Origin of the sequence: Cypionkella sp. (genome assembly GCF_028290025.1) — a bacterium.
Classification (GTDB): domain Bacteria; phylum Pseudomonadota; class Alphaproteobacteria; order Rhodobacterales; family Rhodobacteraceae; genus Cypionkella.
Genome location: NZ_JAQGKQ010000081.1, coordinates 1 through 17,295 on the forward strand (window position 1 = coordinate 1; position 17,295 = coordinate 17,295).

The following is a 17,295-nucleotide window of genomic DNA, read 5'->3' on the forward strand; positions in this document are numbered from 1 at the left end:
TGCGAACGAGAATTGAGGTCGCGTTAGAAAGGCGAATTGCCCCTCAAGCCATACCGCCCAAAATCAGCCGCTCTGCCAGCCGCGCGTAAGCCTGTGCGTGTGGGCTATCGCCGACCGCAATCGGAACCCCCGCATCGCCCGCAAGTCGCACATCTATAGACAGCGGCAATTCACCCAAGAACGGCAGGTCGAGCCGCTTCGCTTCCGCAGCCACGCCGCCGTGGCCGAACAGATGTTCTTCATGGCCGCAATTCGGGCAAATATAGGTGGACATATTCTCAATCAGCCCCAGCACCGGGGTTTTCAGCTTTTGGAACATATCCAGCGCCTTGCGGGCATCCAGCAGCGCCACATCCTGTGGGGTTGAGACCACAATCGCGCCAGTCAAATGCGTGCGCTGGCACAAAGTCAGTTGAATATCGCCCGTCCCCGGCGGCAGGTCGATGATCAGCACGTCCAACTCGCCCCAGGCCACCTGCCCCAGCAACTGCTGCAACGCGCCCATCAGCATCGGGCCGCGCCAGATCACCGCCTCATCTTCCTTCAGCATCAGGCCAATCGACATCATGGTGACGCCATGAGCATGTAAAGGCTCAATAATCTTGCCATCGGGCGAAGCGGGGCGCTTGTTCACCCCCATCATCCGCGGCTGGCTCGGGCCATATATATCGGCATCGAGCAGACCAACCCGCCGCCCCGCTTTGGCCAACGCCACCGCGAGATTAGAGCTGACCGTGGATTTCCCCACGCCACCTTTACCCGAACCAATGGCGATTATGCGGTCCACTCCGGCGATCCGCGCAGGCCCACCCTGATGCGGTGTCGGATGTTGGCCGATCTTCACAGCGCCGGGATTGGCCCCCAGTTGCGGCGGCGCTGCGGTCTGCATTTTGGGCGAAGGACCATGCGCCGTCATCACCGCCTGCACGTCGGTTACCCCCGGCAGCGCCTTGACCGCCATCTCGGCCGCCACTTGCGCCGGACCGAGATCGCGGGCCTCGGCAGGCGTCGGCGCTTCAATAACGAATCGCACCAAACCGCCTTCAACCATCACAGCCCGCACCAAATCGCGCGACACCAGCGTACCACCCGGCACCTGCACCTTTGCCAGAACCGCCAAAACCTCGTCACGCGACACAGCCATTCGTTTTTCCTTTGCCCGCATTTTGTTCTTACGCTACGCAAAGTTGTGCGCTTTGGCGGAAAGGGCAAGCCCTGTTGACCAAACGCTCAAATTTTCAGCGAAGCGCCTGTAAATTATGAACTTTTTAAGACGATAAGCCATGCGTTTGCTGCATGGCAGCATTGAGCAGGTAGGCTATTGTGCAGTCGCAGCATTTACCCCATGTTTGCCCTAACAGCGGAACAGATGGGGTTAGGCATCCGGCCTGAACCAACCGCTCGCAGAACAAAGAATGAGGCTATCATGGCATATGCAAACACAACCCGCGCCGTTCAAGTATCGGCATCCGACCGTATCACGGGCATCTTCGCGTCGATCTCGGCAATGTTGGCACGTCGCCGCATCTATGACCGCACGATCCGCGAATTGCGCCAACTGTCCGACCGTGAGCTTTCCGATCTGGGCATTGCGCGCTCGTTGATTGGTGAGATCGCCCGTGAGGCAGCTTACGGCAAGTAATCCCTGAACCGGGCTTCTACCTCCTCCCAGAGGTTCGGTTTCACGGCGCGGCGGCGCGCTCCTCCTCCCTAGCGCCGTCGCCTTTTTATTGTCTTCGATGAGCCTCTGCTTTATGGCTCTCGGAACCGCCGCGATCTGTTCTCCTCCCTCAGATCGTGGCACCCTATTCGAGCGGCCAAACCTCCTCCCTTGGCCAATCGATCCGGCGGTGATCCCCTCCTCCCTGGGATTGCTGCCACCCTATTCGAGCGGCCAACCTCCTCCCTGGCCGAACGATCAGGCGGTGATCCAACCTCCTCCCTGGATCACCGCCACCCTATTCGAGCGGCCAACCTCCTCCCTGGCCGAGCGATCAGGCGGCGGCCCTTACCTCCTCCCAAGGGTCGCTGCCGCTCCATTATCTTCGACGGGCCTTTGGCTATGGCTCTCGGATAACGGATTTTGGGTTTGGTTAATAACGAACCGAAACCCAGTCATTCGCGGTCTGCCTCTACAGATCGCAGCTTATTCGCGCGGCCCACCTCCTCCCGGGCCGAACGATCAGGCAGCGGCCCTTACCTCCTCCCAAGGGTCGCTGCCGCTTTTATCCACCGGCTCACCTCCTCCCGGGCCGGAGATGACGGCGCGGTGCCTACCTCCTCCCAGGCATTGCGCCATACCACCCACGCGACCAACTCCTCCTTGGTCGCGAAGATCGGCGGCACTCCCTCCTCCTCCCTGGAGTGCCGCCTTCCCTTCCCCGCTGACACCTCGCGCCCTTGCATCCGCCAAAACACCCCGCGATAGTCGCGCGTGGTCAAAACAGGCGGGTCGATGCGGATTCCAATGATTTCAGCGGCACTTGTAGCCGTGCTGGTGGGCTACGGCTCCACCCTCGCGCTGGTGCTTTCAGCCGCCGCAGCCCTCGGCGCAACCCCCGCACAAACCGCCAGTTGGATCTTTGCCATCGCCGCGGCGAAAGCTGTAGGCTCGGCGTTCCTAAGCTTCCGCTACCGCATCCCGGTCGTGCTGGCATGGTCCACCCCGGGGGCCGCCTTGCTTGCAGCCACCACCAACGTCACCCTGCCCGAGGCCGTCGGCGCGTTCCTTGTCGCGGCCGCGCTGATCGCGCTTACCGGAGCGTTCCGCCCGCTTGGCCGCCTGATCGCCCGCATCCCCGATGGCATTGCCGCCGCGATGTTGGCGGGCGTGCTGCTGCCGTTTTGCCTGAAAGCCAGCCTCGCCGCGCAATCTTTGCCCGCGCTGGTGCTGCCGATGATCGCGATGTTCTTGGCTGTGCGACTGAAAAACCCCGCTTTGGCCGTGCTTGCAGCCCTCGCCACCGGGCTGGTGCTGGCCTTCGTGACCGGGGCCGCCCAACTTCCGCCGCTTACCCTGCCGCTGCCTACGCTCATCTTCATCCCGCCCGCCTTCCGCTTGGATGTGCTGCTGGGCATCGGCATACCGCTTTATCTCGTGACGATGGCCTCGCAAAATCTGCCCGGTTTCGCCACCCTGCGCGCCGCCGGATACGAGCCACCGGTCGCCCCCGCGCTGATCACAACCGGCGCGCTTTCTGCAATAGCTGGGCTGTTTGGCGCGCATACCGTCAATATGGCCGCGATTACCGCCTCAATTTGTCTGGCCGAAGACACCCACCCCGACCGCAGTCAACGCTGGAAAACCGGGGTGATCTATGGCGGGTTTTGGATGGTGATCGCCCTGCTAAGCCCGGTTATCTTGCCTATTCTCGCAGCCCTGCCGCCCGCGCTGATGATGGCGCTGGTGGCTTTGGCGCTGCTGGCCCCGTTGATGGGCGCACTAACTGCCGCTTTCACCCCGCCGCACAGCCGATTTGCCGCGACCGTCACGCTCACCACGGCGGCTTCCGGCGTGGCGGCCTTTGGCATTGGCGCCGCGTTCTGGGGATTGCTGGCGGGTCTCGCGGTTTACGCGCTGGAACATTTGAGAACGCCTAGCACTTAACAGCGCAATCGCGAACTCCACCTCCCTTAAAACGGCACGTCATCGACTTGATGCGCGGGCACCACCCAGCGCGCCACGATCATCTTCGATCCGGCATGGTCAAACTCGATGCTTAGTTTGTCGCCCTCGATGCCCATAATCTCACCATAGCCGAACTTGGTGTAAAACACCCGGTCGCCGATGACGTAAGATGAGATCGCCTGCGCATCAATCGTCACATTGCGCGCCTCACGCGGTTGGCTGACGGGGCGCTGCGCAGAGCGGTCCTGCATCCGTTTCCACCCCGGCGAGTTGTAAACATCCGCCTTCACCGCCCGATCTTCCAGCGCCGCACCATATGACGGAGCCGCCGCCCCAAAGCCGCCGCCATACAGACCGGGAGGCGTCAGCACCTCAACATGCTTTTCGGGCAATTCGTCAATGAACCGGCTTGGCAACTGGCTTTGCCACTGGCCATAGACCCGGCGGTTTGAGGCAAAGGAAATCGTGCACAACTCCTCCGCCCGCGTGATGCCGACGTAAGCCAGACGGCGTTCCTCCTCCAAACCCTTCTTACCAGACTCGTCCATTGAACGCTGGCTTGGGAACAGCCCATCCTCCCAACCGGGGAGGAAAACCACCGGAAACTCCAACCCCTTCGCCGCGTGCAGCGTCATAATCGACACCTTCTCGGCGGCTTCCTCGTTGTCGTTCTCCATAATCAGGCTGACGTGTTCGAGAAAACCTTGCAGGCTGTCGAACTGCTCCAGCGCCTTCACAAGTTCCTTTAGGTTCTCCAGCCGCCCCGGCGCTTCGGGCGTTTTATCGTTCTGCCACATAGAGATATAGCCGGACTCCTCCAGAATAACCTCGGCCAGCCTTACATGGGAAAGATCATTCGCGGGCGGCGTGTCGGGCAACATCGGCTCAATCAGCGCATCCTCGGGTGGCGCAAACCGCGCGCCCATCAGGCTTGCGTGCCAGCGATCAACGCCCTCGACAAAGCCGCGCAACTGCCCGGCCCCCTTGCCGCCAATACCACCGCGGGCGACCAGTGACCGCGCGCCATCCAGCAACGGCAGCCCCTGCCCGCGCGCCTCAAGCTGAATATCCTGCTGCGCCTTATCGCCCAGGCCCCGCTTCGGCAGGTTTACCACCCGCTCAAACGCCAGATCATCCTCGGGCGATACCGCCAGCCGGAAATACGCCATCGCATCGCGAATCTCTTGCCGCTCATAAAACCGAGGCCCGCCGATCACCCGATACGGCAACCCAATGGTCAAAAACCGATCCTCAAACGCGCGCATCTGATGCGAGGCGCGCACCAAAATCGCCATGCCATCCAACGAGGTCGCCTTGATGCCGCGCCGCCCGCGCTGCGCCGCCTCAACTTCCTCACCAATCCAGCGGGCTTCTTCCTCGCCATCCCAATGACCGATCAGCCGCACTTTCTGGCCCTGCTCTCCGGCGGTCCACAAAGTCTTGCCCAAGCGGTCGGCGTTGGCGGCGATAATCCCCGAAGCCGCCGCCAGAATATGCGCGGTGGAGCGATAATTCTGCTCCAGCCGAACCACTTTCGCGCCCGGAAAATCCTTTTCAAACCGCAGGATGTTGCCGACTTCTGCACCGCGCCAGCCGTAGATCGACTGATCATCATCGCCGACGCAGCAGATATTCCGATGCCCCTGCGCCAGCAGCCGCAGCCACAGATATTGCGCGACGTTGGTGTCCTGGTATTCGTCAACGAGAATATATTTGAACCAGCGCTGATACTGCGCCAGCACGTCCTGATGCTTCTGGAAAATCACCACGCAATGCAGCAGCAGATCGCCGAAATCGGTGGCATTCAGCGTCAGCAGGCGCTGCTGATACTGCTCATAAAGCTCGGTCCCGCGATTGTTGTAGGCTGAGGCTTCCGAGGTCGGCACCCGATCCGGCGTCATCGCGCGGTTCTTCCAGCTATCAATCATCGAGGCCAACATCCGTGCGGGCCAGCGTTTTTCGTCAATATTTGCCGCAGAAATCAACTGCTTCAACAGCCGCAACTGATCATCGGCATCCAGAATGGTGAAGTTCGACTTCAACCCAACCAGTTCCGCATGACGCCGCAAAATCTTCACCGACAGCGAGTGAAACGTGCCCATCCACGCCATGCCTTCGGCCACATCGCCGAGCAAACGCCCAACCCGCAGCTTCATCTCGCGCGCGGCTTTGTTGGTGAAGGTCACTGACAGAATGTCACGCGGGGTGGCTTTGCCCATGTTCAAAAGATGCACGATGCGCGAGGTCAGTGCCTTGGTTTTCCCGGTGCCAGCCCCCGCGAGCATCAAAACCGGGCCGTCCAAAGCCTCAACCGCCTCACGCTGGGCGGGGTTCAGATCGTCCAAATAGGGTGCAGGCCGCGCGGGCCCACGACCCAGCACGCGCTGTGACAACGGCACCGCCGCCGCAAAAGCATCTTCGTCATCCGTCCAGTTCATGCGCGCCAATCTAGCGGGGATCGCGGCCAAGATAAAGCAGTGTTCCCGCATTGTTCACAAGAAACTTTCGCGCTCCGAACCTCAACTGCGCTTGCAGAACGCCACAACGGAAACAGTGAATTTCTGCGCTGGGATTAACTGAGACCCCATCCGGTGCTGCGAGGCCGTATTTGGGATGCTCCGACCATAAATATCACGCAATTTAACTATATTGATTGACGCCAACCGCCGCCCCGAACAGGCTGATCCGCAACTTAATACGTTTATTGGAGTTTTTGCATTGGTAGCGATTACAGACCCGCTCTTTTCACAGCAATGGCACCTCAAGATGCTGGGAAATATCCAGCGCATTTGGGATGAATATACCGGAGCGGGCGTGCATGTCGGCGTTTTCGACGATGGTTTGCAATACACCCATCCTGATTTGGCAAAGAACTACGACGCGTCGCGGCATTTCAGCTTTGGAGGTGTTGTTTATGACCCCAAGCCGATCAAAGTAACTGGCAACGATCAGGATGAACACGGCACCTCGGTCGCTGGAATCATTGCAGCAGCGCGCAACAGTGTGGGCGGCGTCGGTGTGGCGTATGACGCCAAACTGACCGGCGTGAAGATCCTTGGCGACAACTCGTCACTGCAATCCGGTTACATTATGCATGAGGCCCTGCGTCATGGCGCGGCCTTCGATGTGATGTCGAACAGCTGGGGCTATACGCCCGAGTTTTACCAGTTTCAGAACGCCTCCGATGCGATGTCTACATCATGTAAGATAATCGCTGACTATCAGTATGTTACGGAAACAGGCCGTAACGGGTTAGGAACAATCATCGTCCAAGCCGCAGGCAATGATTTCGGCAACGCGCAGGCGGATGGTCTGAATACTGCTTCGCAACTGATCAGCGTTGCGGCCCTGACGGCGAAAGGCAACGTGCAGGATTATTCCAACTACGGCACGAATATCTGGATTTCGGCGGGTGCGGCGGCGGTGACCACCGATCTGGTGGGCAAAGCGGGCTATAATGATCACAGCAGCACGGCAGGCAATTACGCCACTGATTTCGGCGGCACCTCGGCTGCCACTCCGGTTGTGTCGGGTGTTGTCGCGCTTATGCTCGATGCCAATCCCCTGCTGGGTTGGCGCGACGTGAAAGAGATTTTGGCGAGTTCGGCAAAGATGACCGGTTCCATTGCGGGTGGTCCGACGACGAATGAAAATGGCAAAACTCATTTTCAGGAACTAGATCGTAAGATAGGCGTCGTGTTGACCCGCACCACTGACAGTTGGAACGATGGCGGCCGTGCGATCAGCAATGACTACGGCTTTGGCCGTGTAGATGCGTATGCGGCTGTCCGCCTGGCCGAGGTTTGGAACCTGATCAACGGAGCCGCACAGACCAGCGCCACTCAAGAGGTGGTGAAAGTGGCGAATATGCACAATTATGACATCGCCTACAGCGGCACCAAAGGCAGCGCGACCGCGTCTGTCTCGGTGAACCAGCATGTGCAGACCGAATATATCGGCGTCACTTTCGGCATGGATTTTTACGCCTCTAACGAAAGCATCGCTGGTATTTCGGTCAAACTTATCGGGCCGGACGGCACCAGCTTCGATTTGGTGAAAGGCGACGATCTTTATTACGACGACGTCAACGTTGGTTTCACTTGGAAATATGGCGTTTCTCAAGCCTTGGGCATCGACAGCTTTGGCAAATGGCAAGTTCAGGTGACCGATGCAGCGAAGGCCAGTGCTGGACATTCGGGATCACTTTACAACGTGCAGTTGGAGTTTTTGGGCGCAGACTTTACCCTCGATAACATCCATCATATCACGCAAGACTTTCTGCTCGCCAACAGCGTCGATGCTGGTGGAATGCGCGACAAGGCGATCAACGATAGCAATGGCGGCACCGATTGGCTGCAAATGGCCACTCTGGCAGGCGACATCGTCGTCTCGCTGCTGCCCGGCAAAGCGTTTTCTGTGGCAGGCAAGGTCTGGGGCAGCATCGCGGCCAACACGATAATCGAGAACGTGGTGACGGGCGACGGCAATGACCGCATCACCGGCAATGACGTCGTCAACGTGGTTTACAGTATGCGCGGCAACGATACGATCAACAGCGGCTTGGGCAATGACAAACTGTATGGCGGGGTTGGCAATGACCTGCTGCAAGGCGCCGCTGGCGACGACCAACTGAGCGGTGGTCGGGGCAACGATCAGGTGAATGGTGGCGTCGGCAATGATCGACTGAATGGCGGAACCGGGCTGGATGCGCTTTATGGCGAGAACGGTAATGACCAATTGTTTGGCGACGGCAGCAATGACAACCTGTTCGGTGGGCTCGGGTCAGATCGGCTGGATGGCGGTGCGGAGCGCGATAATTTGACCGGGGGCGATGGCACCGATAGCTTCGTATTCAAAAATACCTCGGGTAGCGATTTCATCGCCGATTTTGCCGACAACATCGACACGCTGGTGCTGGATCGTGCGCTTTGGGGCGGCGCTGTGCTAACGGCTTCGGCAGTGGTCTCTGGCTTTGCGGTGTTCACGGCGGGCAATGTCGTGCTGAATTTCGGTGGGGGCGATGTGCTGACGATCATCGGCCTTAAGTCGACCACCGCTTTGCTGGATGACCTGATTTTCATCTAGATGCGCAAACTCTAGGCCAAAATAAGTCACAGGCGGTTGGTTCGGGCAAATCGCCTATTTTTTAGTCAGACAATCAACCCACCCCAAACGAACTGCCCGCCGCGCCTTCCATTTCGCAAATCCCCACTATCACGACGCTTCCGCCCCTTGCGCTGCACTGCAGCACGGCTAGTGTCAGCCTATTAAGCCCCCTCGCCCGTTGCTCGGAGCAGACCAAGACCGAAATCAAGAAAATCCTGATCGCCAATCGTGGCGAAATCGCCATCCGTGTGATGCGCGCGGCCAACGAGATGGGCAAGAAAACCGTCGCGGTCTATGCCGAGGAAGATAAGCTGTCGCTGCACCGTTTCAAGGCGGATGAGGCTTATCTGATCGGCGAGGGTCTGTCGCCCGTCGGTGCCTATCTGTCGATCCCCGAGATCATCCGGGTGGCGCGGGCTTGCGGTGCCGATGCGATCCACCCCGGCTATGGTTTGCTGTCGGAAAACCCCGATTTCGTTGACGCCTGCGATCAGGCGGGCATCACCTTCATCGGCCCGAAAGCCGACACCATGCGCGCCTTGGGCGATAAAGCCTCTGCCCGCCGCGTCGCGATGGCCGCAGGCGTTCCGGTAATCCCCGCCACCGAAGTTTTGGGCGATGACTTCGACGCCATCAAAAAAGAAGCGGCTGCGGTCGGCTATCCGCTGATGCTGAAAGCAAGCTGGGGCGGTGGCGGTCGCGGTATGCGCCCTATTCTGTCGGAAGCCGAACTCGTCGATAAGGTGCGCGAAGGTCGCCGCGAGGCTGAGGCCGCCTTTGGTAACGGCGAGGGTTATCTGGAAAAGATGATCATCCGCGCGCGCCATGTTGAGGTGCAGATCCTCGGCGACAAGCACGGTGCGATCTATCACCTTTATGAACGCGATTGCACTGTGCAGCGCCGCAACCAAAAGGTTGTCGAACGCGCCCCCGCCCCCTATCTGACCGATGCCCAACGTGCCGAGGTTTGCGATCTCGGTCGCCGCATCTGCGCCTTTGTCGGCTATGAATGTGCTGGCACGGTTGAGTTCTTGATGGATATGGACAACGAGCAGTTCTATTTCATCGAAGTGAACCCCCGCGTCCAGGTTGAGCATACCGTCACCGAACAAGTCACCGGCATCGACATTGTCCAAGCGCAAATCCTGATTGCCGAGGGTAAAACCTTGGCCGAGGCCACCGGCAAAGCCGCGCAAGAAGACATTCACCTCACCGGCCACGCGCTGCAATGCCGGGTGACCACCGAAGACCCGCAGAACAATTTCATCCCGGATTATGGCCGCCTCACCGCCTATCGTAGCGCCACCGGCAACGGCATTCGCCTCGATGGCGGCACGGCTTACGCGGGCGGCGTGATCACCCGTTATTATGACTCTCTGCTGGTCAAGGTCACCGCCACGGCGCAAACCCCCGATGCTGCAATCCGCCGGATGGACCGGGCTTTGCGAGAGTTCCGTATTCGCGGCGTCTCGACCAATATCGAGTTTGTTATCAACCTGTTGAAGCACCCGACCTTCCTTGATGACACCTACACCACCAAGTTCATCGACACGACGCCAGAGCTTTTCCACTTCAAGAAACGCCGCGACCGTGCCACCAAAATCCTGACTTATATCGCCGATATCACCGTCAACGGGCATCCCGAAACCGCAGGTCGGCCCAAACCCCATGCCGAGGCGCGCGCGCCGAAGGCGCCGAAAGCCAATGCGGAGCCTTCGATGGGCACCCGTAATCTGCTGGAACAACACGGCCCGCAAGCCGTCGCTGACTGGATGTCGAAACAGCAAAAGCTGCTGCTGACCGACACCACGATGCGCGACGGCCACCAGTCGCTCCTCGCCACCCGGATGCGCTCCATTGATATGATCAAGGTCGCGCCTGCCTATGCCGCCAACCTGCCGCAGCTTTTCAGCGTGGAATGTTGGGGCGGGGCGACGTTCGACGTCGCCTACCGCTTCCTGCAAGAATGCCCATGGCAACGCCTGCGCGATCTGCGCGCGCTGATGCCGAATGTGATGACGCAAATGCTGCTGCGCGCCAGCAATGGCGTCGGCTACACCAACTATCCCGACAACGTCGTGCAGGCTTTCGTCAAGCAAGCCGCCGCGACGGGCGTCGATGTCTTCCGCGTGTTCGACAGCCTCAACTGGGTTGAAAACATGCGCGTCGCTATGGATGCGGTGCTGGAGGCCAACAAGGTCTGCGAAGGCACCGTTTGCTATACCGGCGATATGCTCGACCCCAATCGCGCCAAATACGATCTGAAATACTACGTCGATACCGCGAAACAGCTGAAAGCCGCAGGCGCGCATGTGCTCGGGCTGAAGGATATGGCGGGGCTGTTGAAGCCCGCCGCCGCCAAACAACTGATCAAGGCCCTGAAACAAGAGGTCGGCCTGCCGATCCACTTCCACACCCATGATACCAGCGGTGCGGCAGCGGCCACGATCATGGCAGCGTCCGATGCGGGCGTCGATTGCGTTGATGCCGCGATGGACGCGTTTTCGGGCGGCACCTCGCAGCCTTGCTTGGGCTCTATAGTTGAGGCTCTACGCCATACCGACCGCGATACCGGCCTCGATATGGCCGCGATCCGCTCGATCTCAAACTATTGGGAAGCCGTGCGCGGCCAATATGCGGCGTTTGAATCCGGCCTGCCCGCACCTGCTTCCGAGGTCTATCTGCACGAGATGCCCGGCGGTCAGTTTACCAACCTGAAAGCGCAAGCCCGTTCGCTGGGGCTAGAGGAACGCTGGCACGAGGTCGCGCAGACCTATGCCGACGTGAACCAGATGTTCGGTGATATCGTCAAGGTCACACCGTCGTCGAAAGTCGTCGGGGATATGGCGCTGATGATGGTGTCGCAAAACCTGACCCGCGCGCAGGTCGAAGACCCGAAAGTTGACGTGGCCTTCCCGGATTCGGTGATCGACATGTTGAAAGGTAATCTTGGCCAACCGCATGGCGGCTGGCCGGACGGTATCTCGAAAAAGGTGCTCAAAGGTGAGGTTGCCTCAACCGCGCGGCCGGGTGAAAGCTTGGCTCCGGTTGATTTGGAGGCTGTGCGGGCGAAAGTCTCAGAAGAACTTGGCGGCTTCAAGATCGACGATGAGGATCTGAACGGCTACCTGATGTATCCGAAAGTTTTTCTCGATTACATGGGCCGTCACAAAGCCTATGGCCCGGTGCGTGCTCTGCCGACGCGGACGTTCTTTTACGGTATGATCCCCGGCGAGGAAATCACCGCCGAAATCGACCCCGGCAAGCAGTTGGAAATCCGCCTGCAAGCGGTGGGCGAAACCACCGATGACGGCGAAGTGCGGGTCTTCTTCGAGCTGAACGGTCAACCCCGCGTTATCCGGGTGCCAAACCGCGCCATCAAAGCCAAAACCGCCGCCAAACCGAAAGCGGTGGAGGGTAACGCGGGCCATATCGGCGCACCAATGCCCGGCTCGATTGCCAGCGTCACGGTCGTGGTCGGCCAAAAGGTCAACGCGGGCGATCTGCTGCTCACGATTGAGGCGATGAAGATGGAAACCGGCATCCACGCCGACCGCAGCGCCGTGGTGAAGGCGCTGTATGTGCAGCCGGGTTCACAGATCGACGCTAAGGATTTGCTGGTCGAGTTGGAGTAAGCAGGGCTATTTTTTCTGAGGATATTCGCGCCCCAAATTGACAAAACCCCGCGCCTTACGGTGCGGGGTTTTCGCGTTCAAAGGTTAAGAAAGTATGACTGATGGTACCGTAAGCCATTGATATGATCCAAACCGACCGGCTGCCCACGCGTGGCCTACGCTCAGGTTTTCTTGACAAACTCAGTCAAAATCACGATCCGTTGACCCTCTACCTTGCCCTCAATTTGCCCCGGATTATCCGCCACCAAAGCAATCCGCCGCACCGAAGTGCCTCGTTTGGCGGTGAAATTCGCGCCCTTCACCACCAGATCCTTGATCAGCATGACCGAGTCCCCAGCAACCAAAACCACGCCATTGCTGTCGCGATGCTGGACCGCCGCAACAGCCTCCGCCCAGCCCTGCACCTCATCCGACAGGCTCATCCCCTCACGCGCCTCAACCGCCCAAGGCGCGTCAAGCTGCCCAAGTTTGCGCCAGACCGCCAGTTGAACCGCAGGCTCAGCCGACCAAGCCGCCCCCTCCAAACACCGCCAATGTGAGGCATAGGCCGCCACATCTTCGCGACATATTGGGCAGAGCAGGATCTCCCCCGCAGGCAGCACATCGACCGCCTCCAGATCGGCAACCGCGCCGCAAAATTCGCACGCACTGCCCGCGCGGGCCAGAAGATCGGAAAGTGCCATGATATGTCCTTTAATTTGGTCCAGCCCTAGACCCCGCACCCGGCAAAGGCCAGCGCAAAGCCGCTACAGAACCCGGAGCGTGTCGCCCAGCCAAGGCCACTCACCTTGAGCCGGGGCGACGATCTGCTCGGCAATCAAACCGCGCAAACGCGTGGCAATCTGGCGCGGCATCTCACGCAACACCCCCGCCCGTGCCGACAAAGACAAGGTGCGCTGCAACGGCGCGAACGGCAGAGGCGCCACCTCAATCTGACCACGAAACCGTGCGGCGTGATGCAGAGCGAGGGGCGTCAGGATCGTCCACCCCTGCCCGCCCGCCACCATCGCCAAGATCGCGTGATAGCTGTCGAGTTCAAACCGATGCGCCAGCCGCAGGTTCTGCCGCGCCAAATGCCCCGCGATCTGCCGCCCCATCACATGCCGCGCGGTATATTGGATCAGCGGCAGATCAGCGTGACTGCGACCTTTTGGGGTGACGGCAAGGAAGGGTTCAGCCAGCAACGGATGCACCTCACGCCAACCCTGATCGGCGGTGTCGGAGTCCAGATCAGCGGCGACCACGATATCCAGTGAGCGGGTTTCCAACTGATCGAGCAAGCGGTGGCTGGCCCCGGTTTCCAAGAGGAAGCGGCAACCTTTCAGTTCCGCCGCCAAAGCCGACAGCAAGCTCGGCGTCACCTCGGCGTCGAAATCCTCAATCATGCCGAGCCGCAGGGTGGTAAGGCCGGAGAGGTCGGCGACGGCCAGATCAGCCCGCGCCTCAGCCTCGGCGTTCAGGATGGTTTGGGCGTGGCGCCGAAACATCGCGCCCGCCGGGGTCAGCCGCATCGGGCGGGCGGAGCGATCTAGCAGCACCGCAGCCAAAGCCGTTTCCAACCCGGTCAACTGCTGGCTGATCGCAGAGGGGCTAACCCCCAACCGTTTCGCAGCCGCAGAAATCGCGCCTTCTTCGGCGACGGCGAGGAAAACCTCGATCCCCCAAAGCGTGACGCGACCTTGTTGCTCAGCCATTTAAAGTTTCGACAGCTTCTTCTGAAGCTCGGCGAATTGCTTTTTGATCTCGGCCAGTTCCTCGGCCGGGTCTTGCGGAGTTTCTTCCTTAGCTGGGCCAGAGCCTGCCCATCCCGGAACGCCACCCATCATGGTTTTCATAAACGCTTCTTGCTGTTTGCGCATCAAATCGAACCCCGGCATCGTGGTCAGCGGGTTCGGGATGGCGTTCATGTTTTCAATGACTTTGGTCGGACCATCGCGCAGCATCTCAAAGCTGGCGGCAAGGAATTGCGGCACCACAGATTGAATGTTGGTGGTGTAGCTGCGCACGAGGTCAGTCAGAACATTGGTCGGCAGAACGGTGTCGCCCTTGGATTCATGCTCGGCCACGATCTGCAACAGATACTGCCGCGTCAGGTCATCGCCGGATTTCAGATCAATAATCTGCACTTCACGGCCAGCGCGGATGAAGCCTGCGATATCTTCCAGCGTCACGTAATCAGAAGTCTCGGTGTTATAGAGACGCCGGCTGGCATAGCGCTTGATCAGCAGCGGCTTGGCAGGTTCAGCCATCGTACTCTCCCCGAGATATTGCAGTGCAGAGAAAGTCTAGAGCGGTTCAGATTTGCATGAAAGCGAAAGTATCTAAAAAGCACCCGCGACAGACAGCGATTTTGCGGCGCTAAAGACCTGAACCGCTTTGATCGGATGGCTAAAAATGAAAAGGCGGGCACAATGGCCCGCCTTACAATCCCAAACCGGGAGGAAATCGTTACACACCAACCTTGCGGCTTACTTAGCAGCGGTGGCTTTTTTGGTCGCGGTGGTCACGTCGTCGGTGGCTTTTTTCACAACAGCGGTCGCTTCAGCCGAGGCGTCTTTGCCAGCAGCGAGCATCAGCTCGACAGTTTCCATTTGGACTTTTTTCGCAACTTCAGCGAAAGCAGCCAGATTTTCCGAAGCCAGTTCAGCAGCAGCCGAAGCGAAATCGGTTACGGCCTTGGAATAATCAGCAGGCTCGGTTTTGGCTTTTGCAGCGCCCGACAGTTTGGCGATGGTCTCTTTTGCCCATTTGGACGAGATTTCGGTTGACTTTTCCGCGGCTTCCAAAGCCACTTTCGACAGTTTCTCACCGAATGCCGCTTGGGTTTTGAAGGCGTTCTGGAACGCTGACGCGTCAACCGGGAACTTAGCCATCATGTCCTGCATGACTTTGGTGAAATCATTCGCGTTGGTCATTTTATGCTCCTACAGGTGTGCGGGAGATAACCCGCTTTTCGATGAGCAATATATAAATGCTGCGGTGCAGCATTGCAAGTGAATTTTCTGCAACGCAGCAATGACGGTGTCGCAGGATGTGCGCGGGACTTTACGTTACGGAAAGCGAAATAAATTCAATCTGTTGGCGTTTTTTGCACATTCAAGACATAGGTGCCGGGGGCTGCGCACAGCACCGGACTGCCCGAATCACCCGGAATGCGCGCGGAGATTTGCTTGCCAGATTGCTTGGCCAACCACTCTCCCCAGCTAGGCCACCAGCTGCCTTGGTTGAAGGTGGCCTCTGCCATCCAATCATCAGGCGCACCCGCTACGTCACCCTCTTTGGTGTAGTGGCCGTACTTGCCCTTCGACGGCGGGTTGATGATACCCGCGACATGCCCCGATTGCGAGACGATGAAGGTCTTGTCCGCCGAGCCCATCTGTTTGAAGCCGTTAAAGCTGCCGCGCCAATGCGCGATATGATCGGTTTCGCAGGCAACCGCGCAGACGGGTATCTGGATGTCTTCCAAGCTGACCTTGTGGCCAAACACCTTGTAAGTGCCCTCTGCCAGCCCGTTGTCTTGGCAGAGTCCGCGCAGATATTCGATCGCCATCTTGCAGGGCAAATTGGTGCCGTCGCCGTTCCAATACAGCAGATCAAACGCAGGCGGAGCCTCGCCCATCATATAAGATTTGATCGCGGGGGCGTAAATCAGATCGTTCGAGCGCAGATAGCTGAAGGTGCGGCTCATAAAGGTTTTCGACAACATGCCGTCCGCATTGCTTTGCCGCTCAATGCCGTCGAGAAAGTCGTTGTCTAGGAAAACGCCAACCTCACCGGGATCAGAGAAATCGGTGAGCATGGTGAAGAAGGTCGCCGACTTCACCGAAGTATCCCCGGCGCGGTACAGATGTGACAGCGCCAGCGACAACGTGGTGCCTGCAATGCAATAGCCGACGGTATTAATCTGCGCCTGATCCGTGATCCGGCGCACTTCTGCCATCGCGGTAAGATAGCCTTCGCGAATGTAATCATCCATGCCAACGTCAGCATAAGACGCATCCGGGTTGACCCATGAGACGACGAACAGCGTGAAGCCTTGGTCAGCGATCCACTTGATCAGGCTATTCTGCGGCTTCAAATCCATCACATAGAATTTGTTGATCCACGGCGGGAAGATCAGCAGCGGCGTTTGAAAAACTTTTTTAGTCGTCGGCGCGTACTGAATCAGTTCCAGCATCCGATTGCGGAACACCACAGAGCCGGGGGTGGTGGCGATATTCTCGCCCAGCACAAACGCCTCTCGGTCGGCCAACGTCACCGCCACCTCGCCGTTGTTGGCCTCTATATCGCTCACAAGGTTCTCCAGCCCGCGCACAAGGCTTTCGCCATCGGTCGCCAGTGCCTTTTCCAAAGCGTCAGGATTGGTGCCAAGAAAGTTGGTCGGCGACAGCATATCGACGATCTGCTTGGTGAAGTATTCGATGCGCTTTTTGTCACCGGGATCAATCGACTCGAGATCAGCAACGGCGTTCTGCACCGCCTCGGCGTTGAACAGATATTGTTGTTTGAGGTAGTTGAAGGCGGGATGGGTATCCCACAGCGGATTGGAAAACCGGCGATCTTTCGGGCCGGGATCAGCGGGGACGCGAATCTCACCACTCGCCAAGGCAGCTTGCGCCTCAACGTAATGCTTCATCGTCTTGCCCCAATAGGCGATCTGCTGCTCCAACACCTTACCGGGGTTTTGCATCATGCCTGCCAGATAGGCGGCAGCTGCCTTCATGTAGATTTCCTGCCCCGGACCCTGCACGCCCGGGTCTGAGAGTTTTTTCTGCGCCAAAGCCGCCATAAGACGCGCTGACAATGCTTCAATTTTGGCAAGATTAGCGGTCATCTTCTCTAATTTTGCAGTTGCAGCATTGTCTTCGGTTGTCATTTTTACTTTCGCCTCTATTCTTTCTGCTATGCAGCATAGTTCGCCCTACC

The 17,295-nt window shown here is 58.8% G+C and carries 11 protein-coding genes; 4 read left to right on the plus strand and 7 right to left on the minus strand.

Annotation, left to right across the window (positions count from 1 at the left end):
* Positions 1-43: 43 nt before the first annotated feature.
* A complete protein-coding gene (locus JWS10_RS13035; protein ID WP_299474603.1) occupies positions 44-1,144 on the minus strand; it encodes an Mrp/NBP35 family ATP-binding protein in 1,101 nt (366 codons plus the stop codon).
* Positions 1,145-1,426: 282 nt separating this feature from the next.
* Between JWS10_RS13035 and JWS10_RS13040 the strand changes: the two genes are divergently transcribed.
* Together JWS10_RS13040 and JWS10_RS13045 are read left to right on the plus strand one after the other, a co-directional pair.
* A complete protein-coding gene (locus JWS10_RS13040) occupies positions 1,427-1,642 on the plus strand; it encodes a DUF1127 domain-containing protein (RefSeq protein ID WP_299474606.1) in 216 nt (71 codons plus the stop codon).
* A gap of 813 nt (positions 1,643-2,455) precedes the next feature.
* On the plus strand, positions 2,456-3,607 hold the full coding sequence (locus JWS10_RS13045; RefSeq protein ID WP_299508067.1) for a benzoate/H(+) symporter BenE family transporter: 1,152 nt from the start codon (positions 2,456-2,458) through the stop codon (positions 3,605-3,607).
* A 26-nt stretch (positions 3,608-3,633) separates the two neighbouring features.
* Here the strand turns inward: JWS10_RS13045 and JWS10_RS13050 are convergent, their stop codons facing one another.
* Entirely contained in the window at positions 3,634-6,066 is a 2,433-nt protein-coding gene (locus tag JWS10_RS13050; RefSeq protein ID WP_299508069.1) for an ATP-dependent helicase, read from the minus strand.
* A gap of 328 nt (positions 6,067-6,394) precedes the next feature.
* Here JWS10_RS13050 and JWS10_RS13055 point away from each other — a divergent pair, with 328 nt between their 5' ends.
* Together JWS10_RS13055 and JWS10_RS13060 are read left to right on the plus strand one after the other, a co-directional pair.
* A complete protein-coding gene (locus tag JWS10_RS13055; RefSeq protein ID WP_299508071.1) occupies positions 6,395-8,713 on the plus strand; it encodes a S8 family serine peptidase in 2,319 nt (772 codons plus the stop codon).
* Between the two features lie 224 nt (positions 8,714-8,937).
* Complete coding sequence (locus tag JWS10_RS13060; RefSeq protein ID WP_299508203.1) at positions 8,938-12,369, plus strand: pyruvate carboxylase; 3,432 nt, start codon at positions 8,938-8,940, stop codon at positions 12,367-12,369.
* A 161-nt stretch (positions 12,370-12,530) separates the two neighbouring features.
* Here the strand turns inward: JWS10_RS13060 and JWS10_RS13065 are convergent, their stop codons facing one another.
* The 5 genes from JWS10_RS13065 to phaC form a co-directional block, all read right to left on the minus strand.
* Positions 12,531-13,052, minus strand: a complete 522-nt coding sequence (locus JWS10_RS13065; protein WP_299508073.1) for an alkylphosphonate utilization protein — start codon at positions 13,050-13,052, stop codon at positions 12,531-12,533.
* 63 nt (positions 13,053-13,115) lie between these two features.
* Positions 13,116-14,063, minus strand: a complete 948-nt coding sequence (locus JWS10_RS13070) for a LysR family transcriptional regulator (RefSeq protein WP_299508075.1) — start codon at positions 14,061-14,063, stop codon at positions 13,116-13,118.
* Positions 14,064-14,618, minus strand: coding sequence for a polyhydroxyalkanoate synthesis repressor PhaR (phaR, locus tag JWS10_RS13075; RefSeq protein ID WP_299478518.1), 555 nt, complete (start codon positions 14,616-14,618; stop codon positions 14,064-14,066).
* Between the two features lie 219 nt (positions 14,619-14,837).
* On the minus strand, positions 14,838-15,284 hold the full coding sequence (locus JWS10_RS13080) for a Phasin (protein ID WP_299478521.1): 447 nt from the start codon (positions 15,282-15,284) through the stop codon (positions 14,838-14,840).
* Positions 15,285-15,439: 155 nt separating this feature from the next.
* Complete coding sequence (gene phaC, locus JWS10_RS13085) at positions 15,440-17,245, minus strand: class I poly(R)-hydroxyalkanoic acid synthase (protein ID WP_299508077.1); 1,806 nt, start codon at positions 17,243-17,245, stop codon at positions 15,440-15,442.
* Positions 17,246-17,295: the final 50 nt, after the last annotated feature.

Excerpts from the sequence above, each read along its gene's own strand:
- JWS10_RS13070 (WP_299508075.1), bottom strand. The coding sequence starts at position 14,063 with ATGGCTGAGCAACAAGGTCGCGTCACGCTTTGGGGGATCGAGGTTTTC.
- JWS10_RS13065 (WP_299508073.1), bottom strand. The coding sequence starts at position 13,052 with ATGGCACTTTCCGATCTTCTGGCCCGCGCGGGCAGTGCGTGCGAATTT.
- JWS10_RS13050 (WP_299508069.1), bottom strand. The coding sequence starts at position 6,066 with ATGAACTGGACGGATGACGAAGATGCTTTTGCGGCGGCGGTGCCGTTG.
- JWS10_RS13055 (WP_299508071.1), top strand. The coding sequence starts at position 6,395 with ATGCTGGGAAATATCCAGCGCATTTGGGATGAATATACCGGAGCGGGC.
- phaC (WP_299508077.1), bottom strand. The coding sequence starts at position 17,245 with ATGACAACCGAAGACAATGCTGCAACTGCAAAATTAGAGAAGATGACC.
- JWS10_RS13040 (WP_299474606.1), top strand. The coding sequence starts at position 1,427 with ATGGCATATGCAAACACAACCCGCGCCGTTCAAGTATCGGCATCCGAC.
- JWS10_RS13080 (WP_299478521.1), bottom strand. The coding sequence starts at position 15,284 with ATGACCAACGCGAATGATTTCACCAAAGTCATGCAGGACATGATGGCT.
- phaR (WP_299478518.1), bottom strand. The coding sequence starts at position 14,618 with ATGGCTGAACCTGCCAAGCCGCTGCTGATCAAGCGCTATGCCAGCCGG.
- JWS10_RS13045 (WP_299508067.1), top strand. The coding sequence starts at position 2,456 with ATGCGGATTCCAATGATTTCAGCGGCACTTGTAGCCGTGCTGGTGGGC.
- JWS10_RS13035 (WP_299474603.1), bottom strand. The coding sequence starts at position 1,144 with ATGGCTGTGTCGCGTGACGAGGTTTTGGCGGTTCTGGCAAAGGTGCAG.